Origin of the sequence: Sphingobium sp. D43FB (genome assembly GCF_002312805.1) — a bacterium.
In the GTDB taxonomy this organism is placed as follows: domain Bacteria; phylum Pseudomonadota; class Alphaproteobacteria; order Sphingomonadales; family Sphingomonadaceae; genus Sphingobium.
The window spans coordinates 136,517-162,538 of the sequence record NZ_NMUA01000006.1 but is presented as its reverse complement, the minus strand read 5'-3'; the positions used below and the strand labels follow the sequence as shown (position 1 = coordinate 162,538).

Sequence of the window (26,022 nt, the reverse complement as noted above, 5' to 3'; positions counted from 1 at the left end):
TTTCGGAGCAAGCGGGGTCGCTGTCAATGCAGGAGCGGTGGTTGGAGTGGAATGGGGCGACGGCCGCGCCGCCCCATCGGACGATTATTCGGCGTCGACCGGCGTGACGCTGATCGACTGGGCGTTCATCTGGCCGCCGCCGAAGATGGTCATGAAGGCGATGTCGGTGGCGTCGCGGCCGACGGCGATGCGGACCATGGTTTCGACCGGCGCAAGGCCCGTCGAATCGACCAGATGCCAGGCGCCGTCGAGCCAGACTTCGACCACGGCATGAAAGTCCGGCGGTTCCAGGCCGAGCGCATAGACCGACACCAACCGTGCGGGAATGTCGCGCGAGCGGATGAGTGCGGCGGTCAGGTGGGCGAAGTCGCGGCAGACGCCTTGCTGGGCGACGAAAGTGTCGGCCGCCGTCGTGGTGGCGTCGGAGCTGCCCGACACATAGACCAGATTCTCGTTCACCCATTGGACCAGCGCCTGCACCAAGGCGCCGCCCTCCAGATCGGGGAAATGGCCGCAGACGAAGCTGACGAACCGGTCGGCTTCGCAATAGCGGCTCGGCCAGATGAAGGGCAGCACATCTTCAGGCAGGCTGGGCAGCGGGCTTTTGTCGAGGGTGGCGAGATCGACGGTCGGCCGCTCCACGTCCACGGTGGCGCGGAACGTGCTGACCATCCGGCCAGTGCCGGTACGGGTCCAGGTGCGGCGGCCAATGCCGTTGCCGCCGACCTTGTTGGTCAAAGGTCCGGCATTCTGGATGATGTGGGACTGTTCGACGATGCGTTGGTCGGGCATCGCGGCGGCCTCCACCGCCAGGAGCACGTCGGTTGGCTGGGCGAAATCATAGTCCAGTATCGCTTCGATCGCGACGCGCATGGGATGCCTTTCTGTCAGGGAATATGCGCCAAACGCGCGGATAAGGAGTCCGGGTCCGCATGCTCCAAAAGCAACATTGCGAAGCCGCAGGCACAAGGCAAGGGGGATGGTGGCGGGCGCTTAACTTCGCACTTTTCCCGCACATTTCGACATAATCTTGCGTCCGGCCGATCCTATCGGAAAGAGGGCCGCCCCCGCCTCGCCGATCACGGTAAAAGGCCCGCCCCACCACGGGACGGGCCTTTTCAGTGCGTGAAGCGAAAGCGCACACGAACCGGGCTGTCTCGTCCGGCTGATCCGACCGGACAAGGCAGTCAGCCCTTATTCGTCATCGTCATCCGCTTCGGGTCCGGTCATCAGGGCTTCGGCCACCGCTTCGGTCTTGCCGCGGATTGCCTTTTCCAGCTTGTCGGCCAGTTCGGGATTGCCCTTGAGGAAAGTCTTGGAATTTTCGCGGCCCTGGCCGATGCGGATCGAGTCGTAGGAGAACCAGGCCCCCGATTTCTCGACGATCCCGGCTTTGACGCCAAGGTCGAGAATTTCGCCGATCTTCGAGATGCCTTCGCCATACATGATGTCGAATTCGACCTGCTTGAACGGCGGCGCGACCTTGTTCTTGACCACCTTTACCTTGGTTGCGTTGCCAACAACATCTTCGCGATCCTTGATCTGTCCGGTGCGACGGATTTCCAAACGGACCGAAGCATAGAATTTGAGCGCGTTGCCGCCGGTCGTGGTTTCCGGGTTGCCGTACATCACGCCGATCTTCATCCGCACCTGGTTGATGAAGATGACCATGCATTTGGACCGCGAGATCGAGCCGGTCAGCTTGCGCAGCGCCTGGCTCATTAGGCGTGCCTGCAAACCGACATGGCTGTCGCCCATCTCGCCCTCGATTTCCGCGCGCGGCACCAGCGCCGCGACCGAATCGATCACCAGGATGTCGATGGCGTTCGAGCGCACCAGCGTATCGACGATTTCGAGCGCCTGCTCACCCGTATCGGGCTGCGACACGATCAGTTCGTCGATGTTGACGCCCAGTTTCTTGGCATAGCCCGGATCAAGCGCATGTTCGGCGTCGACGAACGCGGCCGTGCCGCCGATCTTCTGCGCTTCGGCGATGGCGTGCAGCGCCAGCGTCGTCTTGCCCGAGCTTTCCGGGCCGTAAATCTCGATGATCCGCCCCTTGGGCAGGCCGCCAATGCCAAGCGCGATGTCGAGGCCAAGCGAGCCGGTCGAGATCGCCTCGATCTCCAGCTTTTCGCGCGACCCCAGCTTCATCGCGCTGCCCTTGCCAAAGGCGCGGTCGATCTGGGCCAGCGCCGCGTCCAATGCTTTCTGTCTGTCCATAGTCCCGTTCTTCTTGGAATCGATGAGGGATAGCATTGCGGTCATGAGCCAATCTCCTGTCAAGCGGAGCCGCCGACTCGGTCGGCGTCTTGGCCATGATGTATCTCTTTTGTTCTACCAGAACAAGAGGAGAACGGAAATTTCCTATCAGGCGGCGAATATCTTGCCGAGCGCCCGTTCGACCGCGCCGATGGTAAAGGGCTTGGCCAATGTCGGACGGTCGGCATGCACGGGCGGCAGATCGTCGGCCATGCCCCCGGTCGCGAACACGAAGGGAATGGACTGCTGCGCCAACAGGTCGGCGACCGGCCAGCTTTTTTCGCCATGAAGATTACAATCGACCAGCGCCGCGTCGAAGCCACCGTCGCGCGCATAGGCGCAGGCTTCATCGACGCTCGCCGCCACCGCATGCAGTCGATAGCCCAATGCGTCGAGATAATCTTCCAGCATCATCCCGATCATCGCTTCATCTTCGACGATCAAAATGCTTTTGCCTTCAGTCATGCGTGGCAGTCCCCTGTTTGCGATGCTCGTCCGCTACCGTATCGCCGCAGGCTTGCCCAGCATAATTGCTCTGATCCAACGCAAGCTCAATCGATCGGCGACCTGACTGCCATCGCGTCGCGCGCAGCCTCCGCCAACTGGCTGACGGAAAAGGGTTTGGGCAGGAAGGCGACATTGGCGATGTCGATCGATTTGCGCAATTGCTCCTCGGCATAGCCGGACATGAACAAGACCGGCAGGTCAGGCCGGGCGCGCCGGGCGCGGGCGACCATCGACGGGCCATCCATATTGGGCATGACCACATCCGAAATGAGCAGGTCGATCCTGTCGGTGTTCGCCAGCACTTCGAGCCCCTGTTCGCCGTCATTGGCGGTCAGCACGGTATAGCCCTGCCGCGTCAGCGCGCGTTCGGCCACGGCGCGGACCATGTCTTCGTCCTCCACCAGCAGGATCGTGCCGGTGCCCCATGTCTCGCTGCGCTTGACCGGCGCCTTGACCGGCGCGACCTCCTGCGCATCGGCGCCGGCATAGACCGGCAGATAGATGACGAAGCTCGCCCCGCGCCCCATTTCCGATTCCGCGAAGATATAGCCGCCCGATTGCTTGACGATGCCATAGACGGTGGAAAGGCCAAGGCCGGTGCCCTTGCCTAGTTCCTTGGTGGTGAAGAAGGGCTCGAAAATCTTGGCCAATATGTCGGGCGGGATGCCAAGCCCCGTGTCCGACACGCGCAGCGCGCTATAGTCGCCGGCGGGCAAGATCTGCTGGCGCATTTCCCGCACCTTGATCGCGGGCACGGCATAGGTCTGGATATTGAGCGTGCCGCCTTCGGGCATGGCATCGCGGGCGTTGACCGCCAGGTTGACGATCACCTGCTCCATCTGGCCGGGGTCGGCACGCACCGCGCCGAGGTTACGGCCATGATTGACCTCCAGCTTCACATTTTCGCCAAGCAGGCGCTTCAAGAGGTTGGACACGTCGGCGACGATATCGGGCAATTGCAGGATTTGCGGGCGCAACGTCTGCTGACGCGAGAAGGCAAGCAATTGCCGGGTCAGGCCCGCCGCGCGGTTGCTGTTCGACTTGATCTGTTGAAGATCGTCATAATCGCTGTCGCCCGGCGCATGGCGCATCAGCATCAGGTCGCAATGGCCGATGATCGCGGTCAGGATATTGTTGAAATCATGCGCGACGCCGCCCGCCAGCTGGCCGATCGCCTGCATCTTGGTCGCCTGCGCCACCTGCCGCTTGAGCTTGCTCTCCTCGCTATTGTCCTTGAGGCTGAGCAGCACTGCCGCTTCGCCCAGGCCGCGCACGCCCGCCAGGCTGAGCGCCACGGGTTCGTCGGGCTGGTCGCGCATCCGCACCGCGATGTCGCCCGACATTTGCGGGCCGACAGCAAAGCGGCGCACCGCGTCGGCGACCGCCGCCTGATCCTCGCGCACCACCAGATCGCCGGGATAGCTGGGCGTTTCGCCGGGCTTGAGGCCCACCACGCGTGCAAAGGCATTGTTGACGAACAGCACGCGTCCGTCGCGATCCGCCATGGCGAGACCGAAGGGCAGCAGCGAGAGCAAAGTTTCGATATAGGAGAGCGCCGACGTGCCGCCGCCACCGGCCGGTTCGTCGATCAGCAGCAGCAGCATCGGGCCGTCCTGCGCCGAACCCTGCGCGCCATTGGCCTGGATCGCCCGCTTCAACGGCACTTGCAGCAAGCGGAGCGGCAGCCCGCCTTGTTCCTCGCGGGCGAGGAACAATCGCGACTTGTCGTCGACCCGCATATGCGCGGCGAAATCGCGGCCGATGATATTGGCATCGATCCGTCCGGCTGCCCGGAGCAGAAAGGCACCGTTGGCGGCGCGGATGCGGCCTTCGCCACCGATCATGACGGCCATCACGCCCGCTTCGCCCAATTGACGGCCCGCCTCCCCGGTCAGCAGCCGATGGACATCATCCAGCGCGCTCGGCTGGCGGACAGGCGTGAAGCGCCAGAGCAGATAATCCTCCGCGCGGCCCGTGCGGGCGATATCGACATCCAGCCGAAGCCCGCCCTGCGCCACCCCCTCGACTCGCGCTTCGCCATCGCGCCAGGCAGCGCGCGAGGCCAGCGACAGGCTCTCGGTCAGCGCCGCTTCGCCGGTGACGCCGGGCGGGGTGGGGTAGCCGGGAAACCATTGGCCGAACAGGTCGCTGGCGCAGACCAGCCGTCCGGCCCGATCCGTGACCGCGATCGCCATGCTGGAGGCGTCGGCTGCGGCGCGGGCCACGGTCCAGTCGGGGGTGGCTTCGCCCGCCACGACATGCGCAGGGTAAAGGCGGCGCGCCCAGGCCATCAAAGCGGCGATGACCAGCAGGGTGGCCGCAAAGCCGGCAGCCAGCGCGGCGTCACCGATCGCGTAGAAAACCAGCGCAGCCGAAAGCGCGGCCGCCAGCAGCAACAGCGGCAGCGCGAGGCGCGAAGATGGCTGCGTCAGCCATGCTTCTCCATCCTTGTTCAGCCGCGCGGCCATGATCGGCCTTCCCCTTGCACCAGCATTGGTTCCCTATCGCCGCGGTTCAAACCGGCGCGATTTCTTCCCTTGCGCTGCTTTCGTGGACCTTGCCAATCCTCAATTTGCGCGCCTGCCACTTGCGGCCCATGCGATGACGCCAGAACCAGTCGGCCAAGACATAGCCGACGATCGCCGCCACCACCGATATGATCGCCAGCCCCAGCAGCATCGCAGGCGCGGCTTCCGACACCAGCCAGGCGGTCCACTGGCCGATCGTCGCATGCTCATCGACCAGCGCCATGAAGCCCGATGCATCGGCGCTGCGGCCCAGCATCCAGTTGCCGATATAGACCGACAGCCACAGGATGAGCGGCGTCGTCGCCGGGTTGGAGAGGAAGGTCATGGCAGCCGCGACCGGGATGTTCGCGCGGAATGGCAGGGCGAGCAGTGCGGCCCCGGCAATCTGGATGCCGGGGATCAGCAGGAAGATGCCGACCAGCAGCCCCAAGGCCACCCCGCGCGGCACCGACCGGCGGGTGAAGCGCCACAGCGAGGGTTCCAGCACCCGATGCGCGACGGGTGCCAGAAACTTGTTATGCTCCAGCGACTCGCGGGTCGGGGCGTTAGCGTGCCACCAGCGGCTGAAGCGATTGTCCATCAGCCCTTGTCCCGCATGATGCGCTGCTGGTCGCGCTTCCAGTCGCGGTCCTTGATCGTCTCGCGCTTGTCGTGGGTCTGCTTGCCCTTGGCCAGCGCCAGTTCGATCTTGGCCCGGCCCTGGCTGTTGAAATAGACCATCAGCGGGACCAGCGTCATGCCCTTGCGCGACACGGCGCTGTGCATTTTTTCGATCTCGCGTTCGTGCAGCAGCAGCTTGCGGGGCCGCTTGGGTTCGTGATTTTCGCGGTTACCATGGCTATATTCGGGGATGTTGCTGTTCACCAGAAACACCTGGTTACCCTTCACCTCGGCATAGCTTTCGGCGATATTGCCCTCGCCGCCGCGCAGCGCCTTCACCTCGGTGCCTTGCAGGGCGATGCCCGCCTCGAACACATCCTCGATAAAATAATCGAACCGTGCGCGCCGGTTTTCGGCGACGATCTTCTTCTTGTCGAAAGTGACGGGACGCGGGCGGGCCATAAATTAATCTAACACCAAATATCTAAACTGCCGTTCGTGCTGAGTAGGGGCTGAGCGAAGGCGAAGCTCCGTATCGAAGCATCGGCACGCCACTCAGTCCTTCGATACGGCATTTCGACAAGCTCAATGCCTACTCAGGACGAACGGAAGATGGGGTATGCACAGGCAATAACCAAATCCTTAAACCAGTCCCGCAATCTCCAGCGCGCGATCGACCGCCGACCGGCTCGATTCCGACGGCCAGGTGATCGGCAGGCGGACGTCGCCGGGCATGTCGGGCCGAACGCGCGTGAGCGCATATTTGACCGGGCCAGGTGAAGAATCGCTGAACAGAGCATCATGCAAGGGATAGAGACGATCCTGGAGCGCCAAGGCACCATCCCAATCATGCGCGGCGCAGGCCGCCTGAAAATCGGCGCACAGGCGCGGCGCGACATTGGCGGTGACCGAGATACATCCCTTGCCGCCCATGGCGTTGAAGCCCAGCGCAGTTTCGTCATTGCCCGACAATTGGCAGAAATCCGGGCGGCAGGCGAGCCGTTGCGCGGTGACGCGGCCGAGATTGCCGGTGGCGTCCTTGATGCCCACGATCGTCTGAAATTCCTCCGACAGGCGATGAATCACCGGCACGCCGATGTCGGTAATGGTGCGGCTGGGCACATTATAGAGGATGATCGGCAGGGCGCAGCGTTCGGCGAGATAAGCGAAATGCTGATAGACGCCATCCTGATTGGGCTTGTTATAATAAGGCGCGACCACCAGCGCCGCGTCCGCCCCCGCCCCTTGCGCGGCATACATATGCTCCAGCGCGATGCGCGTGTCGTTCGAGCCGCAGCCTGCGATGACGGGCACGCGGCCCGCCGCCTGATCGACGCAGATCGCGATGACGCGATTATGCTCCTCAACCGTCATGGTTGCGCTTTCGCCGGTGGTGCCGCAGGGTACGAGCGCGCTCGATCCTTCCGCGATCTGCCAGTCGACCAGCGCGCGAAACGCCTCCTCATCCACCCGTCCGTCGCGAAACGGGGTCACCAGAGCCGGAATTGAGCCGGAAAACATGATTTAACTCCTTCAATTCTCCGGGCGGCCGGGGCATGATCGGGCAAGCGGCGCGCTATAGCGCGTCATTCAGGGCCTGATAAGGATGCAATTGCGATTATGTCCAGCATGTCGACGCCCCCTCCTGTCGAAAGTACCCTGATTCGCATGCCCCTTATTGCCCTTTTGTTGTTCACAGCCGGCGCCAGCGCTCAGACCGAGGGACAGCCGCCCGCGCCATCGCCCTTTCCGCCGGGTGCCGTGGTGCAGCCGCTGCCCAAGGCCGACAGCGGTCCCAGCCCCTGGAGCCAGGTTGCCGGTCGCATCGGCCAGCCGAGCGATGGCGCCATCACCGCGACGATCAACCAGTGGCGCGCGCTGCAGCAGAGCGATGGCCTGGGCTTTTCCACCTATGCCAGTTTCATCACCACCAACCCCGGCTGGCCGGGCGAGGACCGGATGCGGCGCTTGGCTGAAACCGGGATCAACCCCGACAGCTATGATCCGCGCCAGGTCACGGCCTTCTTCGCGCGCTTCCCGGCGCGCACGGCGGTCGGCCATGCCCGCAACGCGACCGCTTTGATGCAGGTCGGCCGGATGGACGAAGCGCGGGTCGCCGCGCGCAATGCCTGGATCGGTGGATCGCTGAGCGCCGCCGACGAAGCGCGGTTGCTGTCCCTGTTCGGCACTGGCCTGACCGCAGCCGATCACGACCTGCGCGCCGACAAATTGCTGTGGGGCAATGACGTCAGCGGCGCGGAGCGGATATTGGCCTATGTCAGTCCGGCCCGCCGCCCGGTCTATCAGGCGCGTATCGCCTTTCGCCGCAAGAGCAGCGACGCGGCCATGATGATGCAGGCCGCCGAACCGGTCGGGGCCAGCGATGCGGGCTTCGTCGCCGACAAGGCCGCCTGGCTGCGCGACACCGGCAATTGGGTGGCGGCGCGCCAATATCTGGCGAACCGCCCGTCGCTGACCTATCGTCCGACCGACGCCGAGAAATTCTACGAAGTGCTGCTGGGTCAGGCGCGCGCCGCCGCCAATGACAGCCAGTGGAGCTTTGCCTATGGCATCGCCAGCAAGATCGACGATGCGGTGCCGCCCGGCATCGATGTGAGCGATCAGGCGCTAGGCGTGCGCGACGATTATACCAGCTTGGCTTGGCTGGCGGGCACGACGGCTTTCTATAATCTCAATCGTCCCAGCGACGCGATGACGATGTTCCGCCGCTATGCCGAGGCCGCCAAATCGCCGCAGACAAAGTCGAAAGGCTATTATTGGGCGGGGCGTGCCGCGCTCCAGGCGGGCGACCCCGCCACCGCCAACAATTATTTCGGACAGGCCGGCATTTATCCCGATCAATTTTACGGGCAATTGTCGCTCGAACGGCTGGGCCGTCCGATCCCGCCGCCGCCAGCCGCCGAACGGCCGGTGCAGATTTCCGCGGCCGACCGCGCCGCCTTCGAATCCCGCTCGGTGGTCCGCGCGGTCAAGGCGCTGGGGCAGATGGGCTATTGGCAGGATCAGGGCGTCTTCGCCCGCGCCATCGCCAACAGCGCCGACAATGATGTCGACCATATCCTGGCCGGGCAACTGGCGCAGAATATCGGTCGCCCCGACATGAGCGTCATGGTGGGGCGTCGCGCGGTGTCGAGCGGCCTGACGGGCTATGGCGCGACCGCCTTCCCGCGCGTGCCCGTGCCAGCGCAGGCGCAGCATAGCTGGACCATGATCCACGCCATCGCCCGGCAGGAAAGCCAGTTTGACAAGCAGATCGTCAGCCATGCGGGCGCACGCGGCCTGATGCAGCTGATGCCGGGCACGGCGCGCGAGCAGGCGGGCAAGATGGGCATGGGCTACAACCCCGCTTCGCTCAACGATCCCAGCTATAATATCATGCTGGGATCGGGCTATTTTCAGCGGATGCTCGATTATTATGGCGGAGCTTATCCGCTGGCCGTGGCGGCCTATAATGCCGGGCCGGGCAATGTGAACAAATGGATCCGCGCCAATGGCGACCCGCGTATGCCCGGCGCCGACATGCTGCGCTGGATCGAGCAGATCCCCATTTTCGAGACCCGCAATTATGTGCAGCGGGTGCTGGAAAATGCCGTGGTCTATGAAGCGATGAACCCGGAACGGGCGCGTTTTCGCGGCACCAGTGCGGTGCTGAGCCGGTATCTCGGCAAGCAGACGCCGGGGTGATTTTGGTTCGCGCGGAGGCGCGGAGACGCGGAGGGGAATAGGCGGCCTTCCCCTTTCTTCTCCGCGCCCCCGCGGCTCCGCGCGAACAAAATTGATTAAAGCCCGTGACACGCGATAGGGTCATCCGATGACCATCCCCTATCCCAATTATATCTCGCCTGAAGGCTTTGCGAAATTACGCGCCGAATATGACCATCTGCTGGGCGTCGAGCGCCCGGCGGTGGTCGAAGTCGTGAGTTGGGCCGCGGGCAATGGCGACCGGTCCGAAAATGGCGATTATCTCTATGGCCGCAAGCGGATGCGCGAGATTGATGGGCAGTTGAAGCGTCTGTCCAAGAAGATGAAGGACGCCAAGGTCGTCGATGCGCGGCAGCAGCCCGACCAGAGCCGCGTCTATTTCGGCGCGACCGTCACCATCGCCGACGAGGATGACACCCACCGCACCGTCACGCTCGTCGGCAATGACGAAACCGACGTCGATGCGGGGCGGATCGGCTGGTCCTCCCCCATCGCCCGCGCCCTGCGCGGGGCCGCCATAGGCGATGTGCGCCGCGTTATCCTGCCATCGGGCGAAAAGGAATATGAGGTGATGGCGATCGCCTATCCGGTCTAGCCCATGACATCGCCTGTCGCGCGCGTCAGCCATGCTCGAAAATCCGCCATAGCCGGACTATCCCCGCGCGACATGAGCCGGGTCAGCCAATAACGGCCCAGATCGACCGACCGCGCGAAGGGTTGAACCAATCGTCCCGCACGTATCTCGCTGTCGAACAGCGCGGCGGGGGCCAAAGCCACGCCATGCCCCGCCATCGCGGCCGCGATCATCAGGGTCGAACTGTCGAACACCGGCCCGCGCATGGGCGGAACGACGGCACCGGCCGCCGCGAACCAGCGGGGCCATTCATCCGCTCGATAAGATCTCAACAACGTCTCCCGTGCCAGATTGGCCACATCATGCAGCCGCGCGGCAATGTCTGGCGCGCATAATGGCGTCAGCGGCGCATGAAGGATTGGTTGCGCGTGGGTGCCATGCCATGCGCCGTTGCCGAAGCGGATGGCAAAGTCCAGCCCATCGCCTGCCAGATCGACCCGGTTGTTATTGGTCATCACGCGCAGATCGATTTGGGGGCATGCCCGTGCACATTCATCAAGCCGCGGCAGCAACCAGCCCCCCGCAAAACTGCCGACCACGCCCAGCGTCAGCACTTCACGCGGACGTCCATTCTCGATCCGCCCCAAGGTGGTGCCGATCCTGTCCAGCGCGTCCGCCATCACCGGCAACAGCGCCAGTCCTTCGTCCGTCAGCGCCAGCCCGCGCGGCAGTCGCCGGAACAGCGGCGCGCCCAGCCGGGCTTCCAATTGTGCAACCTGCTGGCTGACCGCACCCTGGCTAACGCACAGTTCGGCCGCTGCCCGCGTGAAATTCAGGTGCCGTGCTGCGGCTTCGAAAGCCCGCAATGCATTCAGAGGCAGTTGGGCGCGATCCATGAAAGAGCCATAAGGCAAGCTAATGGAAGTGTCGAGAAATCATGCATTGCCGCTCCAGCATGCCTGCCATAATTCTCCACATATCGGAGCAAGGGAGGGACAGGCAGTGCGAAACGGATTATGTGCAGGCATAAGCAGGATTGGCATCGGTATAGCAGTGATGGGCATGAGCGTCCCGGCGCTGACGCAATCGCACGACGATCCTCTCACCCGCCCGATCGCGCCGCAGTCCGCGCAGCGCTGGCTGGGTCCGCAAGCCCCGGTCAGAATTCATGGCCAGACCTATCTGGTGGGCTTTGCCGGCCTGAACGTCGCGCTCATTCGCACCAGCGCGGGCTTGATCCTGATGGACGGCGCGGTGCCGCAGGCTGTGTCCGATGTGAAAGCGCATATCCGCGCGTTGGGCTTTTCGATCCGCGACGTTAAGCTGATCCTGTCCACCGAGCCGCATTTCGACCATGCAGGCGGCCTTGCGGCGCTCGCGCGTGACAGCGGGGCGACGGTCATTGCCAGCGCGGAGGGCGTGGCGGAATTGCGCCCCGGCGGTGGCAATCCCGCCGATCCGCAAGCCGCCTGGCTGGAACGCTTCCCACCGGTCACCCGGCTGCGTGTCGCGCGCGATGGAGAGGCGATCCAACTCGGCGACACGGTGGTCACCGCCCATGCTACGCCAGGCCATACCGTCGGCAGCATGAGTTGGAGCTGGCGATCATGCGAAGGGAAAGGGAAGCGCCAAGACTGCAAGACTATCGTCTTTGCGGCCAGCCTCAATCCGGCCGCTGTGGACAGTTACCGCTTTTCCGCACCCGCTAACCGCTCCTTGACGAGCGCGTTCCAGGCCAGCTTCGCCAAGGTGCGAATGATGCCTTGCGACATTCTGCTGACCACGCACCCCGATCAGGGCGACGGTCGGGCGCAACTGACCCGGCTGAAAAAACAGCGACACCCCAATCCCTTTATCGATACCAGCGCCTGTAGACGATATGCCGATCGGAATGCGGCGCGGCTCGACGCGAAGCTGGCGGCGGAAGCGGCCCAGCGCTGACCCGACCGTTACGCCTGCTTATTCGTGCGGGCGTAGCGATCGGTTGAGGCTTTCGAGCACTTCGGCGATGGGTTCAGTCACGGTCACGCTGCGGCCTTCGCCGAAGCGGATGCGGGTGCCGTCATTGACGGATGAGACGAAGGTGACTTGAGTGGCGTTGACGGCAGTTTCGGTGCGGTCCGTACCCACGAACATGACGAGCATGGCTTCCTCTCCTTTTTTATGGAAGCACAGCCTATCGCGATTTTCGCGGCGCGCCAGAGACTTTATGCAGTGGCGCGATAAGGCGGGTCAGGCGGCGCGGATTTCGGCGATGAAACCGCCAGCGCGCGCCTCCAGCCGGTGCGCTTCGTCCGCCAAGCGCCGGGCTACGGCACGCATTTCCTGCGCGCCGTGCGCCGTGGCCAGCGCATTGTCGCTGATCGCTTGCGCGCCCGCGCGGATATGGTCGCTCGATGATCCAGCTTCAGCGACGCTGTCGGCGATCGTGCGCGTGAACGCGCCCTGCCGCGCCATCGCGTCGAACAAGGCGGTCGATAGCCGGTCGGCGCGCGTCATGGCATCGTCGATCGTCGCATGGCCCGCTGCGACATCCCCCACGGCCGCGCGGATATGGTCGATCCGTTCGCCAATGCCCGCCGCTGCCGCGCGCGTCTGGGCGGCGAGCGATTTGACCTCGCGCGCGACCACGGCGAAGCCCTGCCCCGCCTCGCCCGCGCGCGCCGCCTCTATGCCTGCGTTGAGCGCCAGCATCGCCGTCGCGCCGGCAATGGCGTCGATCAGCGCGGCAACCTCGCCAATCCCGTCGGCTTCGTCGCGTAGGGCCGCGCTTTGCGCCAGGCCCGACCGGCTCCGCGCCGCCGCCTCGCGCATGGCCGCGCCCGCATCGCGCGCTTCGGCCTCCATCGCCGCGAATAAGTGGCCGAGTTCCGCGCCACCGCTCTGTAGCGCCGCAAGCCGGTCGGCCGTCTGCACCGCCGCGACCGCCATCGCCGTCGAATCGGTGCGGTCGCCGGTCGCCCGATCCGACACTTGTCCCGCCAGGACCGACAATTGCTCCGCCATCGCCACCATGTCCGCGATCAGCGCGCCGATATCGGCGCGGAAGTCCGTACTTTCCCGCGTGATCCGCTCCGCGCGTTCGGTGCGGGCCAGGGCTGTCCGCGCATCGCGCTCGGCCGTCAGGCGCAGCAGCAGCGGCCCGCCCAGCACACCGGCATAACGCCCGCGCTCGACCAGGATCAGCCCCTCGCACCCGGCCCCCTGCGCGGCGTAGAGATCGACCAACTGCTCGACGGCCGCGCTGCGCTCGACCGTGGCACAGGGCCGGACATGATCGTCCAATCGCCCGCCGAAACTAGGATTGCGCAGCAGCGCATGGCCAAAGGGGTTGAACAGGATGCGCCGCATGTCGCGTTCGTAGATCGCGCCGGCCGGTCGGTCGGCCTCATCCAGCACCGGCAGCAGCCGCAGCCCGGAATCATCCTGAAAACAATCGACCGCCTCGCTGAGCGGACGGCCCAGCCTTATGACGGGGCTGGTATCGGACAGGGAAAGACGCGCAGCAAGCATGGGTGTGCGTTAGCGTTCATTGGTAAACAGGCCGTTAGGAATTTATGACAGTAATGTTACAAGCCCTTGTATTTGCACTATTTTACTGCGACTTTCCAGGAACATAGCCAAAGGCCTGTTCCGCCAATTTCACCACGGCCGGGTCCGCCGCCGGAAAATCCATCGGCACCAGCTGTTCCAGCCGCTCGGCGACATAGGTCAGCGCCGCGATCCGCCCGGTCTTGCGATGATTATTGTCGATGACGTGCCACGGGGCGTGTTTGGTATCGGTCTTCTTGAACATCGCGTGCATCGCGTCGAGATAATCGTCCCGGCGCGCGCGATTGCGATAATCGTCGGTCCCGGTCTTCCACCGTTTCCATGGCGTATCGAGCCGCTGCGCCAATTGTTCGTCCTGGGTTTCCTGGGTGATGTGGACGAACAATTTGACCATGTTCATGCCCGCGTCGATCTGCTGCCTTTCGAAGGCGTTGATCTCGTCATAGCCGCGCTTCCAGTCGGCCTTCTTGGCGAAACCCTCGACCCGTTCGACTAGCACCCGGCCATACCAGCTGCGGTCGAAGATCGCGATGTTGCCGCTGGCGGGCAGCCGGGTCCAGAAACGCCAGAGGAAATGATGGTCGCGCTCGACTTCATTGGGCGCGGCGATGGGATGGACCTGATAGAAGCGCGGATCCCAATCGGCGGACATCCGCTTGATGATCCCGCCCTTTCCCGCCGCGTCCCAGCCCTCCAGCAGGATGACACTGCGCCGCTTGTGCAGAATATGCGCGACCTGAATCTTGGCTAGCCGCTCCTGCAAGGCGGCGAGGGTCGCGTCATAATCGCCATCGAATTTCGGCGCGGATTCATAGTTCGCAAGGTCGATGGTCATCTTAGCTAATTCCAATGCAGGGTATGCCATAAGCCGCCATCTGGCGATCACCTGTCATCAGCGTAGCAGCTTCTGCGCCAGCTTGCGCCAGAATGAGATGGTCGAAGGGATCGCCGTGCCCTTTGGGCAGCTTTTCCAGCGCTTCAAGATGCGGTCGGCGAATATCGATCACCGACATTCCGGTACTGCCAATGGCATCAAGCACCGCCATACTGGACTCGTCGAGTTTACCGATCCGATATTTGATCGCGACTTCCCAGGGCGTCGCTATGCTAACGAGGATTTCGTTGTTCCCGCCAGCGATCATTGCGCGACTGCGAGGCCCCAGCCTAGGATCGTCTCGCAGCCACCACAGCACCACATGCGTGTCGAGCAGCAGCTTCATTCGGGCGTCGGATCATCATGATCCCAACGTTCAAACGATTCCCATATATCGGCTGGCCATTCCTCGAAATCATCAGCGATCCACATGCCCCGCAAGGCACCCGGCTGGCGCGGCTTGCCATCGCGTGTATAGACCCATTTGCCATCGACCAGCCAAGGTGGGCCGTCCGGCTGAACGACCTGCGCTGGCGGCGCCCCATATGCCATCGGCATGTCCCGCACCTCCTGCAATTCGCCCATGTCGCCCAGGCTGGCGAGATAGTTCTTCACCAGCGCTGATAGCGACGTGCCGAGTTCCGCCGCACGGATACGCGCCTTGCGGTGGGTTTCGTCATCCAGAGCGATGGTGACATTCTTCATGGGTAACGCAGTATCACAGTTTCACAGGAGGAGCAATCAGCCCTTGGCCTGTGGCTCCACCACGCGGACATGGAGTTCGCGCAACTGCTTGAATTCGGCGGCGCTGGGCGCACCCATCAGCAGGTCTTCGGCGCGCTGGTTCATCGGGAACAGCGTGATTTCGCGCAAATTCTGCGCGCCGCACAGCAGCATCACGATGCGATCGACGCCAGCGGCCATGCCACCATGCGGCGGCGCGCCATATTGGAAGGCGCGATAGAGGCCACCGAAACGTTCTTCCACATCCTGCTGCGACAGACCGACCAGCTCGAACGCCTTGACCATCAGTTCGGGCGACTGGTTGCGGATCGACCCCGATGCGATTTCGAAGCCGTTGCAGACCATGTCATATTGATAGGCGTTGATCGTCAGCGGGTCTTGATTGTTGAGCGCGTCCAGCCCGCCTTGCGGCATGGAGAAGGGATTGTGCGCAAAATCGACCGACTTTGTGTCCTCATCATATTCATAGAAGGGGAAGTCCACGATCCAGCACAGGTCGAACCGGTCCTTGTCGATCAAGTCCAGCGTTTCGCCCACGCGGGTCCGGGCGAGGCCCGCCAGCTTGGCCGCCTGCGATTCCTTGCCAGCGGCAAAGAACACGCCGTCATTCGCGCCGAGGCCCAGCGCCGCGATCAGCTTCGCGGTCGCTTCCTCGCCATGATTTTTGGCGATCGGGCCACCGGGAACACCGTCCTTGATGTTGATATAGCCAAGGCCCGAATAGCCTTCGCCGCGCGCCCAATTATTCATTTCGTCGAAGAATTTGCGGCTGCCAGCACCAGCGCCCGGCGCCGGGATCGCGCGAATGACGCTGCCGCTGTCGACTAGGCTGGCGAAGATGCCGAAGCCCGACCCCACGAAATGCTCGGTCACATCGGTAATTTCGATCGGGTTGCGCAGGTCCGGCTTGTCGCTGCCATATTTCAGCAATGCCTCGGCATGGGGAATACGGCGGAAGCTGCCTGCGGGCGTCACCGGCTTGCCGTCGGCGAACTTCTCGAAGATCTGGGCGATCACCGGCTCCATCGTGTCCCACACTTCTTCCTGGGTGACGAAGCTCATTTCGAGATCGAGCTGGTAGAATTCGCCGGGCAGCCGATCCGCGCGCGGGTCTTCGTCGCGGAAGCAGGGGGCGATCTGGAAATAGCGGTCGAAGCCCGCGACCATCAACAGCTGCTTATATTGCTGCGGTGCCTGCGGCAGGGCGTAGAATTTGCCCGCATGAATGCGGCTGGGCACCAAAAAGTCGCGCGCGCCTTCGGGGCTGGACGCGGTCAGGATCGGCGTCGAATATTCGGTGAAGCCTGCATCTTCCATGCGGCGGCGCATGTCGGAAATGATCTTCGTGCGCTTGACGATATTGCCGTGCAGCGTTTCACGCCGCAGGTCGAGGAAGCGGTAGCGCAGGCGGATATCTTCGGGATAATCCTGCTCGCCCGCCACCGGCAGCGGCAGTTCGGCGGCGGTGGACAGCACGGTCACGCTGTCGGCGACGATTTCGATCGCGCCGGTTTCCATCTTGGGGTTGGTCGCTTCGGGACCGCGCGCGACGACCGTGCCGTTGATCGTCACGACCGATTCGAGCCGCAGCCCTTCCAGCACGTGCAATGCTGCACTGTCGGCCTTCGCCACCACCTGGCTGATGCCATAATGGTCGCGCAGGTCGATGAACAACACGCCGCCATGGTCGCGCTTGCGATGGACCCAGCCGGACAGGCGAACGGTCGCGCCGACATCGGCTTCACGAAGGGCGCCGCAAGTGTGGGTGCGATAGGCGTGCATGGCGTTTGGGTTCTTTCAGCTTCGTTTTACGGAAATGACAAAGTGTTGCAGCCGGGTTATGGGCTGGAACGTCGACTAGCGACGAGCCCGCCAGGGAGCGGGCCTGCCCATAATAAGATCGAAGACTATATGCAAATTCATCCGCTGATTACCGACAGCAAGACCCTGGCCGCATTTTGTGCCCGTATCGCAAAATCCCCCTATATCGCGGTCGATACCGAATTCATGCGCGAAAACAGCTATTGGCCCGAACTCTGCCTGGTGCAGGTCGCCGACCCGCATGAGGCCGCGGCGATCGACCCGATGGCGCCGGGCATCGACCTTAAACCCCTGCTCGACCTGATGTGCGAGAATGAGGATGTGCTGAAGGTCTTTCACGCGGGCGGACAGGATATCGAGATTGTCCACAATCTGACTGGCAAGACGCCGCACCCGATGTTCGATACGCAGATCGCGGCGATGGCGCTCGGCCTTGGCGAACAGATCGGTTATGGCAATCTGGTCGAAGCGTGGATGGGCGTGCAGTTGGACAAGGGTGCACGCTTTACCGACTGGGCGCGCCGTCCGCTCGACAAGCGGCAGATCGACTATGCGATCGGCGACGTCACCTACCTGATCCAGATATTCCCCAAGATGCTGGAAGAATTGCGCAAGACCGGGCGCGGCGACTGGCTCGACCAGGAAATGGAGCGGATCAGCGACCCGTCCAACTATGAGAACCTGCCCGAAGAAGCGTGGAAGCGCGTCCGCATCGCCAGCAAGAAAGCCGATGTGCTGGGCCGGTTGAAGGCGCTGGCCGCCTGGCGCGAGATTGAGGCGCAGGACAAGAATCTGCCGCGTGGTCGCATCGTCAAGGACGAGACGCTGGCCGACATCGCCAGCCATCCGCCGCGCACGCAGGAAGATCTGGGCAAAGTGCGTGGCCTGTCCGCCACCTGGCGCACCAATGACATTGGCGCACGGCTGATGAGTGCGATCGCCAAGCATCAGCCGCTCGGCAAGGACGAGATGCCCGACCGCGAACCGCGCCGTCCGGGGCTGGGCAAGGATGGCGCGCTGGTCGCCGATCTGCTCAAGCTGCTGCTCAAGATCCGCTCGCGCGACATCAACGTCGCCTCCCGCCTGCTGGCGCGGTCCGACGATATCGAGGCGCTGGCGGCTGGCGTGCGCGATGGCCTGTCGATTCTGGAAGGCTGGCGCTACGAGCAATTTGGCCGCGATGCGGTGGATCTGGTCGAGGGGCGGCTGGCTTTTGCGGTCAAGGGCGGGCGTTTGAAGATGACGCGGACGGAGTAAATAACGGCCGTTCGCCCTGAGCTTGTCGAAGGGCTGTCCTTTTTAGAAAGAAGTACGGGGCTTCGACAGGCTCAGCCCGAACGGGGAATGGAAATTGGGTAAGGAGAGAAACATCATGCGCCACATCACGCCGCTGACCGCCGCGCTTGCCCTCGCCGCTTGCGCTACCACCCCACCCGTCACGGCCGATGGCTCCTGCAACCACGACAGTCTCGCCCGCTTTACGGGCCAGAAGGCCAGCGCCGAAACCGGCACCGCCCTCCTCCAGGCGTCCGGTGCCAAGACGTTGCGTTGGGGCGGCCCCGGCATGGCGATGACGATGGACTTCCGTCCGGATCGGCTGACGGTCAGCTATGACGAGGCGATGCTGATCACCTCGGCGCGTTGCGGGTGATGGCTTTGCGGGCTGGCCTCAGCCCGCGTCGCGCCACGTCCCCGGCTCCACGCCATCGAGCGTCCAGTTCCCGATCCGCCAGCGCACCAGGCGTAGCGTGGGATGCCCCACCGCCGCAGTCATACGGCGCACCTGGCGGTTCTTGCCCTCGCGGATGGTCAGGCTGATCCAGCAATCGGTGACGGTCTTGCGGAACCGTACCGGCGGATCGCGCGGCCACAGCGCCGGGTCGGCGATCCGCTCAACCTCGGCGGGCAAGGTCCGCCCGTCCTTGAGCGTCACCCCGCGCCGCAGCGTATCGAGCGCCGCTTCGTCCGGCTCACCCTCCACCTGCGCCAGATAGGTTTTGGGCATTTTGAAGCGCGGGTCGGCGATCCGTGCCTGCAACCGCCCGTCGTCTGTCAGCAGCAACAGCCCTTCGCTGTCGGTGTCCAGCCGACCGGCGGAATAGACGCCCGGCACGTCGATATAATCTTTGAGCGTCGGCCGCTCCGGGCCGTTCGGCTCCGGGGTGAATTGGCACAGGACATTGAAGGGTTTGTTGAACAGGATCAGCGTCATCGTCGTCATTCCCCCTCGTCAAAGGCAACGCTGCCTTGATCGATCAGCGCCGCGATCAGCGTCAACGCCGTGTCGGACCCGGCCAGCGCGGGATCGACCATCAGGTCGCCGCGCCCGCACAAGGCGCGCGCCAGTAGCGCGCCATCCCCGACGCAATCGAAGCTCTGCCCGTCCACGAACAGGGTCACGGCATCGTCCGCCTGCGCCATGAAAGCGAAGCGGCTCGCGGGATTGCGGCACAGCGGCACCTGCGCCGCGATCAGTGCGCGGGCCATGTTGACGTCAGCGGGTTCTTCGGGCTGCCAATCGGTGTCGGCATATTTGGGCTGGCTGCTATAGGCGCCGAACCAGCGGGCGAAGGTCGCCCGATCGCTCAGGGCTTCCAGCACCAGCCCGTGCAGCCGGTCGATCGCCGAGGCGGCGATTTCGCCGGGATGGTCCTGCCGCATCAGATCCGGGTCGGCATAGCGATCCTCGTCGGGCAAGGCATCGACCAGATGTTCGCTCCAATGTTCGACCAGTTCGGCGCGGGATGGCGCGCGGAAGCCGATCGAATAGGTCATGCAGTCATCGCCCACCGCGACGCCATCATGCGCGAAGCAGGGTGGGACATAGAGGATATCGCCCGGCTCCAGCACCCATTCGTCGGTCGCCTCGAAGTCGGCGATCAGGCGCAGGTCGTCATGCGGCAAGAGTGGCGTCGCGCTGTCGCAGCGCGGTCCGACGCGCCAGCGCCTGCGGCCCAGGCCCTGCACCAGAAACACGTCATATTGATCGAAATGCGCGCCCACGCCGCCGCCATCGCTGGCATAGCTGACCATCACATCGTCGATCCGCCAGTCGGGCACGAAGCGGAAGGGGTCGATCAGCGCCGCGACGTCGGGCACATGCTGATCCACCGCCTGCACCAGCAAGGTCCAGCGGTCACGCCCCAGATCGCCGAAGCGGGTTTCGGGCAGTGGCCCGCTCTCCATCGCCAGCCGGTCGCCCGCCGCCATGACGAGGCGCGATTCGACGCCCTCCTCGCAGGCCAGGCCCGCCAGTTCGTCCGGCTCCAGCGGGTTGCGCCACGCCTTCCATGGATTGCGGATCAGCAAGGGTGCCTTCTGCCAATGGTCGCGCAGGAACAGGTTGATATCGAAATGGGTAAATTGCATCATGCGGCCTTGGCCCCATCCGCCCTCGCTGTCAAAAGCGCGGCTTACAGTTCCAGCCCGATGAGCGTGCCGCTGCCGATCCGATCGATATAGCGTTTGCCGTCAATTTCCAGCCAGTCGGGCGTCACTTCCAGCCGCCGTCCCTTGATCGTCGTGCGCAGATGCTCGACCGCGATCCGGTTGCGGGTCACGATGCGCAGCACGGCCAGCCCATCGCCCCGCGCCGCCATCATCGAATAGCGATCGCCGCGCAGTAAAAAGTGCCAGCTTCCATCGGTCGGCAGCCATTCATTGCCGTCGATCACCTGCACCGGCTCGCCGTCCGGCCCGCCCAGACGCACGCTGATCCGAGTCGCACCATTGATCCGGCGCGGCGGGGCGAAGATCAGGATCGGTTCGCCCTCCAGCGTGATCGGAATCGGGGTATCGCGCAGCACCCGCGATCCGCCGACGATCAGGTGGGGTAGTTCAGAGGAAAAGGGCAGCCGGTCGCGTGCGAAATGCCGCTGGCGCACCACGGGATTGGCGTGGAAACTATGGACCTGGGTCGGGGTCAGCCGCCCTTCCTCGACAAGCCCGTGGCAGGTCGGGCATAGCAGCGTGGCACCCGGCCCGTCGGGCAATCCCAGATAGCGATAGAGGGTGACGCCGCAGCGCACGCAGGCAAATCCGCACGCCTGGCGGATGTCCGCGCGCTGCTCGGCGGTCAAATCCGGCAATGAAGGCATCACGCGCAGGCCTACCATGCAGAGCACCCCTTTATGAGCGCCGTGCCGCATGATGCGACCGGCGGTCCTTTCTGGCGTCCATCCTGCCTGCGGGGATGCTCTGATGCGGCTCCCTTGTGGTTGCTATCGTTGGAATATTTGCGCGCAAGTCAAGCGCGGCGTGCAATATGCCCTAGCGTTGCGGCAAAAGGTCGAGGTTGCGGGCGGCCGCCAGCGCCCGGATACGGCCGGGGCGCGGCATGTTCTTGATCGCGATTTCCGCTACGTCACCGGCACTGAACATTTCGACATGGCCGACGTCGAAGAGGCGTTGGCCAAGGCTTTGGGTGATCCGCACGCTGCGGATGCTGCCCAGCGCCACTTCGGTCCGCTGCTTGGACAGCAGTCCGCGTTCCAGCAGCACTTCACGCTCCGACAAGGCCAGCCGCTCGCCCTTGTGCATGACCCACCAGACAGCGATCACCAGGATGCCAACCACCGATAGCAGCAGCAGCGTGAACAGCAGCGGGTGGGCCCGGAACATGGCGGGGTTTTCGTCATACAGCCAGGTGTCGCTCATGCCGCCTCCTGCGTGTGAACCGGCGCGGTTTGACCATGCCGTCCCCGCGCCGTCAAGCGCCGCGCAAATGCTTTGGTTAACCAAATATTCGTCCGCATCCTGTTAGAGGATGTCGGAAGGTAGGAGCGGCCATGGCACGCAATCTGTACGATATCGAGGATCGCAGCCCGGACAGGGACCACCGCTGGCTGCATGAGAAGCAGGAGCGGCCCGCCCGGATCGTGCCGGTGCGACTGCTGCTCGTCGCGTTCGCCATCGCCGGGCTTGCCGTTTTTCTGCTCAAGGACGCTTTGCCGGGAGGCGGCAAGGGCGCAGCAGGCGACACGCCGACCAGCATCAGCGCGTCCTTTACCGCCTGCGACGACCCGAACGGCGAGGCCTGCGTGCTGACCGCCAACAGCTACGCCTATGAAGGCCGCCGCTATCGCCTGTCCGACATCCGCGTGCCCGCCGAAGATGGTGCCCGTTGCCCGGAAGAAGCGGAAAAAGCGCAGCGGGGCCGGATGGCCCTGCTCGCCCTTCTCAACGGCGGCCGATTCGACGCTAAGCCAGACCCCACCGACGCCGACCCTGCCGCGCGCAGACTGACCCGCGACGAGGTGTCGCTGGGCGAGATCATGATCCTCAAGGGTCATGCCAGTCCCTGGTCCGCCGCGCCGATCGACTGGTGCGCGGCCTGACGCTGACATAGGCCATATCCCCCTTCCCACTCGGTCCGTCGCAAAAGCGGCCGCACGAGTTGCAGGGTTTACAGGCTGTTAGCATCTGCCGGGTTACGCCTTCAGTTGTAGGAGGACGTTTGGTGCAGACAGGATGCCAGGGCTGCCGATCGCATGCCCATCAATTCGACATCGCAATGGCCTTCCAACCCATTGTCGATATCCAGACGGGACGCCCTTTCGCGTTCGAAGCACTGGTGCGCGGCCCCAATGGCGAAGGCGCAGGCGAGGTCATGGCGGAAGTCACGCCGGAGAATCGCTATGCGTTCGACCAGCAATGTCGCGTGGCGGCGATCGAGGGCGCTGTCGCGGCAGGCATTCTTGATACTGACGCGAAGCTGTCGATCAATTTCCTGCCCAATGCCGTCTATTCGCCCGTCGCCTGCATCCAGTTGACCCTGAAGACCGCGCAGAAGACCGGCTTTCCGACCGAGCGCCTGATCTTCGAATTCACCGAAAATGAGGAGATGGTCGATTCCGACCATGTCGGGACCATCATCGATTCCTACCGCAAAATGGGGTTCGGCACCGCAATCGACGATTTCGGGGCGGGCCATGCGGGCCTGGGGCTGCTGGCCAAATTCCAGACCGACTATATCAAGCTCGACATGGACCTGATCCGGGGTCTCGACACCAGCCTGCCGCGCCGGATGATCGTGGAGGGCGTGCTGCGCATCGCCCAATCGCTGGGCATCATCGTCATTGCCGAAGGGATCGAGACGGTCGGCGAATATGACGCCCTGTGCAAAATGGGGGTGCGCTATATTCAGGGCTATCTGCTGGCCCGGCCGGGCTTCAAAAGCCTACCGAACGTGACGTTACCCGGCCGCGACCGCTACGCCGCCGTCGCCTGAGCGGCGCGCCTGCACCGCCGCCAGCACATCGCCCGCCAACCGCGCATAGTCGGCGCAGGCCCGCTGCATCGACGCTTCGCTGTCGGCGCGGCGCAACCGGCCGAAACATAGACGATTTTGCGCCGCGCGCAGGCCGCGCAGCACCATGCGCCCCTCGTCCTTCAGTCCCAATTGCGGCCCCGCCCGATGCCATGCCTCGGCTGCGCTGGAAAGGCGACTGCTCGGCCGCACGCCGGGATCATCCCCTGCCCCCGCCCCCAGCCGGTCGATCCGTCGCGCTTCGGCGATCAGGTCGGTCAGAAACAAGTCGAGTTCGCGCAGGCCATTGCCGATCATCTTGGCGGGCATGGCGCGGCGTCGGTCATCGGCCGCATCCGGGCAACGGCCGAGCGACATGCCATTGGCGAGAAACGCCGCCGCCCGTTCGATCCGTGCCACCTGCCCTGCGATCGGCACCATCTGCGCCAGCGAGGCGGGACGGACAGGCGCGCCGCTCATCGCTTCTTCACGAACTCCGCGCGCAGCACCAGGCCCTTGATCCCGTCATGGCGGCAATCGATTTCCTGGGCGTCGCCGGTCAGGCGGATCGATTTGATCAGCGTGCCGCGCTTGAGCGTCTGGCCCGCACCCTTGACCACCAGATCCTTGATCAGCGTCACCTGATCGCCATCGGCCAGCAAATTGCCCACCGCGTCGCGGACTTCGACCGTGTCGGCGGCATCGCCTGTCACGGTCAATTGCGACGCAGGCACCCACTCGCCCGACGCCTCGTCGAACACATAGTCTTCGTCGGACCCGCTCAATTTTCATCCCCCATACGCAGCGCGGCGATGAAGGCTTCCTGCGGAATCTGGACGCTGCCATATTCGCGCATGCGCTTCTTGCCTTCCTTCTGCTTGTCGAGCAGCTTCTTCTTGCGGCTGATGTCGCCGCCATAGCATTTGGCGGTGACGTCCTTGCGCATCGCCGCGATGGTCTCGCGCGCAATCACCTTGCCGCCGATCGCCGCCTGGATCGGGATCTTGAACAAATGGCGGGGGATCAGATCCTTGAGCCGTTCGCACATGCCGCGGCCGCGCGATTCGGCGGTGCCGCGATGGACGATCATGCTGAGCGCATCGACGGGTTCGGCATTGACCATGATGCTCATCTTGACCAGATCACCCGTCCGGTAGCCGATCTGGTGATAGTCGAAACTGGCATAGCCACGGCTGATCGATTTCAGGCGATCGTAGAAGTCGAACACCACTTCGTTGAGCGGCAGTTCATAGGTCACCTGCGCGCGGCCGCCGACATAGGTCAGGTTCTTCTGAATGCCACGCCGGTCCTGGCAGAGTTTCAGGATCGAGCCGAGATATTCGTCGGGGCAATAGATGATCGCCTCGATCCACGGCTCCTCGATCTCGTCGATCTTGGTCGGGTCGGGCATGTCGGCGGGATTGTGCAGCTCGATCTCGCCCGCGCCATAGGTGAGCTGGATCTTGTACACCACCGACGGCGCGGTGGTGATGAGGTCGAGATCATATTCGCGCGTCAGCCGCTCCTGAATGATCTCCAGATGGAGCAGCCCCAAGAAGCCGCAGCGGAAGCCGAAGCCGAGCGCGGCGCTGCTTTCCATCTCGAAGGAGAAGCTGGCATCGTTCAGGCGCAGCTTGCTGATCGAGTCGCGCAGCTTGTCGAAGTCGTTGGCATCGACGGGGAACAGGCCGCAGAACACCACCGGCTGGACTTCCTTGAAGCCTGGCAGCGGCTTGGTGGCGCCATTCTTGACCGTGGTGATGGTGTCGCCGACGCGGGTCTGCGCGATTTCCTTGATCTGCGCGGTGATGAAGCCGATCTCGCCCGCCGCCAGTTCGGGCAATTGTTCGATCTTGGGCCGCATGCAGCCCACCCGATCGATCAGATGTTCGGTGCCGCCGATCATGAATTTGATCGCCTGGCCCTTCTTGATCACGCCATTGACGACGCGGACCAGGATGACGACGCCGAGATAAGGGTCGTACCAGCTATCGACCAGCATCGCTTCCAACGGGGCGTTGCGGTCGCCCTTGGGCGGCGGGATTTTCTTGACGATGGCTTCGAGGATTTCGTCGATGCCGATGCCCGACTTGGCGCTCGCCAGCACCGCTTCGGAGGCATCGAGGCCGATGACGTCCTCGATTTCCTTGCGCACCTTTTCGGGTTCGGCGGCGGGCAGGTCGATCTTGTTGAGGACGGGCACGATCTCATGATCATGCTCGATCGACTGATAGACATTGGCCAGCGTCTGCGCTTCCACGCCCTGCGCAGCGTCCACGACCAGCAAAGCACCTTCGCATGCGGCCAGCGAGCGCGAGACTTCATAGGCGAAGTCGACATGCCCCGGCGTGTCCATCAGGTTCAGCTCATAGGTCTGGCCATCCTTGGCGACATAATCCAGGCGCACCGTCTGCGCCTTGATCGTGATGCCGCGCTCCTTTTCGATATCCATATTATCAAGGACTTGCGCGCTCATCTCGCGGTCGGTCAGGCCGCCGGTGCGTTGGATGAGACGGTCGGCCAGGGTCGACTTGCCATGGTCGATATGGGCGATGATGGAAAAGTTACGGATATGCGAAAGCTCGGTCAT

At 63.8% G+C, this 26,022-nt stretch carries 28 protein-coding genes; 7 read left to right on the top strand and 21 right to left on the bottom strand.

Annotated features, from left to right (window positions below; genetic code table 11):
* Positions 1–84: 84 nt before the first annotated feature.
* From SxD43FB_RS07740 to dapA, 7 genes are all read right to left on the bottom strand, one after another.
* Positions 85–873, bottom strand: a complete 789-nt coding sequence (locus SxD43FB_RS07740; protein ID WP_096061655.1) for a transglutaminase family protein — start codon at positions 871–873, stop codon at positions 85–87.
* Positions 874–1,194: 321 nt separating this feature from the next.
* Positions 1,195–2,268: a recombinase RecA gene (gene recA / locus SxD43FB_RS07735; protein ID WP_096061654.1), complete on the bottom strand. Its 1,074-nt coding sequence runs from the start codon at positions 2,266–2,268 to the stop codon at positions 1,195–1,197.
* Between the two features lie 102 nt (positions 2,269–2,370).
* Entirely contained in the window at positions 2,371–2,727 is a 357-nt protein-coding gene (locus SxD43FB_RS07730; protein ID WP_069065430.1) for a response regulator, read from the bottom strand.
* 86 nt (positions 2,728–2,813) lie between these two features.
* Positions 2,814–5,237: a response regulator gene (locus tag SxD43FB_RS07725; RefSeq protein ID WP_096061653.1), complete on the bottom strand. Its 2,424-nt coding sequence runs from the start codon at positions 5,235–5,237 to the stop codon at positions 2,814–2,816.
* A 46-nt stretch (positions 5,238–5,283) separates the two neighbouring features.
* On the bottom strand, positions 5,284–5,877 hold the full coding sequence (locus SxD43FB_RS07720) for a DUF2062 domain-containing protein (protein WP_096061652.1): 594 nt from the start codon (positions 5,875–5,877) through the stop codon (positions 5,284–5,286).
* A complete protein-coding gene (gene smpB / locus SxD43FB_RS07715) occupies positions 5,877–6,359 on the bottom strand; it encodes an SsrA-binding protein SmpB (RefSeq protein ID WP_037477634.1) in 483 nt (160 codons plus the stop codon). Before smpB ends, SxD43FB_RS07720 begins: the two co-directional genes overlap by 1 nt.
* A 180-nt stretch (positions 6,360–6,539) precedes the next feature.
* Complete coding sequence (gene dapA / locus SxD43FB_RS07710; protein ID WP_096061651.1) at positions 6,540–7,418, bottom strand: 4-hydroxy-tetrahydrodipicolinate synthase; 879 nt, start codon at positions 7,416–7,418, stop codon at positions 6,540–6,542.
* A gap of 99 nt (positions 7,419–7,517) precedes the next feature.
* On the opposite strand from dapA, the gene SxD43FB_RS07705 reads away from it, so the two are divergent.
* Complete coding sequence (locus SxD43FB_RS07705) at positions 7,518–9,602, top strand: lytic transglycosylase domain-containing protein (RefSeq protein WP_096061650.1); 2,085 nt, start codon at positions 7,518–7,520, stop codon at positions 9,600–9,602.
* A gap of 127 nt (positions 9,603–9,729) precedes the next feature.
* A complete protein-coding gene (gene greB / locus SxD43FB_RS07700; RefSeq protein WP_096061649.1) occupies positions 9,730–10,215 on the top strand; it encodes a transcription elongation factor GreB in 486 nt (161 codons plus the stop codon).
* Here the strand turns inward: greB and SxD43FB_RS07695 are convergent.
* On the bottom strand, positions 10,212–11,090 hold the full coding sequence (locus SxD43FB_RS07695) for a LysR family transcriptional regulator (protein WP_096061648.1): 879 nt from the start codon (positions 11,088–11,090) through the stop codon (positions 10,212–10,214). The genes greB and SxD43FB_RS07695 overlap by 4 nt on opposite strands.
* Before the next feature lie 166 nt (positions 11,091–11,256).
* Between SxD43FB_RS07695 and bla the strand changes: the two genes are divergently transcribed.
* Positions 11,257–12,135 carry a subclass B3 metallo-beta-lactamase gene (gene bla / locus SxD43FB_RS07690; protein WP_255245631.1) on the top strand — a complete coding sequence of 293 codons (879 nt, stop codon included), beginning with the start codon at positions 11,257–11,259 and terminating at the stop codon, positions 12,133–12,135.
* An 18-nt stretch (positions 12,136–12,153) separates the two neighbouring features.
* Here bla and SxD43FB_RS07685 read toward each other — a convergent pair whose 3' ends face one another.
* From SxD43FB_RS07685 to aspS, 6 genes are all read right to left on the bottom strand, one after another.
* The gene (locus SxD43FB_RS07685; protein ID WP_037473899.1) at positions 12,154–12,339 is read right to left on the bottom strand and encodes a hypothetical protein; all 186 of its coding nucleotides are present in this window, start codon (positions 12,337–12,339) and stop codon (positions 12,154–12,156) included.
* 87 nt (positions 12,340–12,426) lie between these two features.
* On the bottom strand, positions 12,427–13,707 hold the full coding sequence (locus SxD43FB_RS26295; protein ID WP_096061646.1) for a methyl-accepting chemotaxis protein: 1,281 nt from the start codon (positions 13,705–13,707) through the stop codon (positions 12,427–12,429).
* A gap of 82 nt (positions 13,708–13,789) precedes the next feature.
* Complete coding sequence (locus SxD43FB_RS07675; RefSeq protein WP_069065519.1) at positions 13,790–14,581, bottom strand: polyphosphate kinase; 792 nt, start codon at positions 14,579–14,581, stop codon at positions 13,790–13,792.
* A 1-nt stretch (position 14,582) separates the two neighbouring features.
* A complete protein-coding gene (locus SxD43FB_RS07670; protein WP_096061645.1) occupies positions 14,583–14,966 on the bottom strand; it encodes a type II toxin-antitoxin system VapC family toxin in 384 nt (127 codons plus the stop codon).
* Positions 14,963–15,325 carry a hypothetical protein gene (locus SxD43FB_RS07665; protein WP_069065521.1) on the bottom strand — a complete coding sequence of 121 codons (363 nt, stop codon included), beginning with the start codon at positions 15,323–15,325 and terminating at the stop codon, positions 14,963–14,965. The genes SxD43FB_RS07670 and SxD43FB_RS07665 overlap by 4 nt, the downstream gene beginning before the upstream one ends.
* 36 nt (positions 15,326–15,361) lie before the next feature.
* The gene (gene aspS / locus SxD43FB_RS07660; protein ID WP_096061644.1) at positions 15,362–17,146 is read right to left on the bottom strand and encodes an aspartate--tRNA ligase; all 1,785 of its coding nucleotides are present in this window, start codon (positions 17,144–17,146) and stop codon (positions 15,362–15,364) included.
* A gap of 129 nt (positions 17,147–17,275) precedes the next feature.
* On the opposite strand from aspS, the gene rnd reads away from it, so the two are divergent.
* Together rnd and SxD43FB_RS07650 are read left to right on the top strand one after the other, a co-directional pair.
* The gene (gene rnd, locus SxD43FB_RS07655; RefSeq protein WP_069065523.1) at positions 17,276–18,442 is read left to right on the top strand and encodes a ribonuclease D; all 1,167 of its coding nucleotides are present in this window, start codon (positions 17,276–17,278) and stop codon (positions 18,440–18,442) included.
* Positions 18,443–18,557: 115 nt separating this feature from the next.
* Positions 18,558–18,836 (top strand): I78 family peptidase inhibitor, encoded by a 279-nt coding sequence (locus SxD43FB_RS07650; protein ID WP_096061643.1) that lies wholly within the window; start codon positions 18,558–18,560, stop codon positions 18,834–18,836.
* An 18-nt stretch (positions 18,837–18,854) separates the two neighbouring features.
* Here the strand turns inward: SxD43FB_RS07650 and SxD43FB_RS07645 are convergent, their stop codons facing one another.
* The 4 genes from SxD43FB_RS07645 to SxD43FB_RS07630 all read right to left on the bottom strand — a co-directional run bounded on the left by SxD43FB_RS07645 (position 18,855) and on the right by SxD43FB_RS07630 (position 21,841).
* On the bottom strand, positions 18,855–19,397 hold the full coding sequence (locus SxD43FB_RS07645; protein WP_096061695.1) for a pseudouridine synthase: 543 nt from the start codon (positions 19,395–19,397) through the stop codon (positions 18,855–18,857).
* Positions 19,398–19,402: 5 nt separating this feature from the next.
* A complete protein-coding gene (locus tag SxD43FB_RS07640; RefSeq protein WP_096061696.1) occupies positions 19,403–20,554 on the bottom strand; it encodes a cupin domain-containing protein in 1,152 nt (383 codons plus the stop codon).
* A 44-nt stretch (positions 20,555–20,598) separates the two neighbouring features.
* Positions 20,599–21,282 carry a hypothetical protein gene (locus SxD43FB_RS07635; RefSeq protein ID WP_171899289.1) on the bottom strand — a complete coding sequence of 228 codons (684 nt, stop codon included), beginning with the start codon at positions 21,280–21,282 and terminating at the stop codon, positions 20,599–20,601.
* Between the two features lie 172 nt (positions 21,283–21,454).
* Complete coding sequence (locus SxD43FB_RS07630; RefSeq protein WP_069065527.1) at positions 21,455–21,841, bottom strand: PH domain-containing protein; 387 nt, start codon at positions 21,839–21,841, stop codon at positions 21,455–21,457.
* A 131-nt stretch (positions 21,842–21,972) separates the two neighbouring features.
* Here SxD43FB_RS07630 and SxD43FB_RS07625 point away from each other — a divergent pair, with 131 nt between their 5' ends.
* Both SxD43FB_RS07625 and SxD43FB_RS07620 read left to right on the top strand, forming a co-directional pair.
* Positions 21,973–22,521 (top strand): nuclease, encoded by a 549-nt coding sequence (locus SxD43FB_RS07625; RefSeq protein WP_096061642.1) that lies wholly within the window; start codon positions 21,973–21,975, stop codon positions 22,519–22,521.
* A gap of 176 nt (positions 22,522–22,697) precedes the next feature.
* Positions 22,698–23,414 (top strand): EAL domain-containing protein, encoded by a 717-nt coding sequence (locus SxD43FB_RS07620; RefSeq protein WP_096061694.1) that lies wholly within the window; start codon positions 22,698–22,700, stop codon positions 23,412–23,414.
* Here SxD43FB_RS07620 and SxD43FB_RS07615 read toward each other — a convergent pair.
* The 3 genes from SxD43FB_RS07615 to lepA are packed head-to-tail and all read right to left on the bottom strand — an operon-like array spanning position 23,379 to position 26,022.
* Positions 23,379–23,912, bottom strand: coding sequence for a hypothetical protein (locus tag SxD43FB_RS07615; RefSeq protein WP_255245630.1), 534 nt, complete (start codon positions 23,910–23,912; stop codon positions 23,379–23,381). The genes SxD43FB_RS07620 and SxD43FB_RS07615 overlap by 36 nt on opposite strands.
* Positions 23,909–24,217: an alkylphosphonate utilization protein gene (locus SxD43FB_RS07610; RefSeq protein WP_096061641.1), complete on the bottom strand. Its 309-nt coding sequence runs from the start codon at positions 24,215–24,217 to the stop codon at positions 23,909–23,911. Before SxD43FB_RS07610 ends, SxD43FB_RS07615 begins: the two co-directional genes overlap by 4 nt.
* Entirely contained in the window at positions 24,214–26,022 is a 1,809-nt protein-coding gene (lepA, locus tag SxD43FB_RS07605) for a translation elongation factor 4 (RefSeq protein ID WP_069065531.1), read from the bottom strand. The genes SxD43FB_RS07610 and lepA overlap by 4 nt, the downstream gene beginning before the upstream one ends.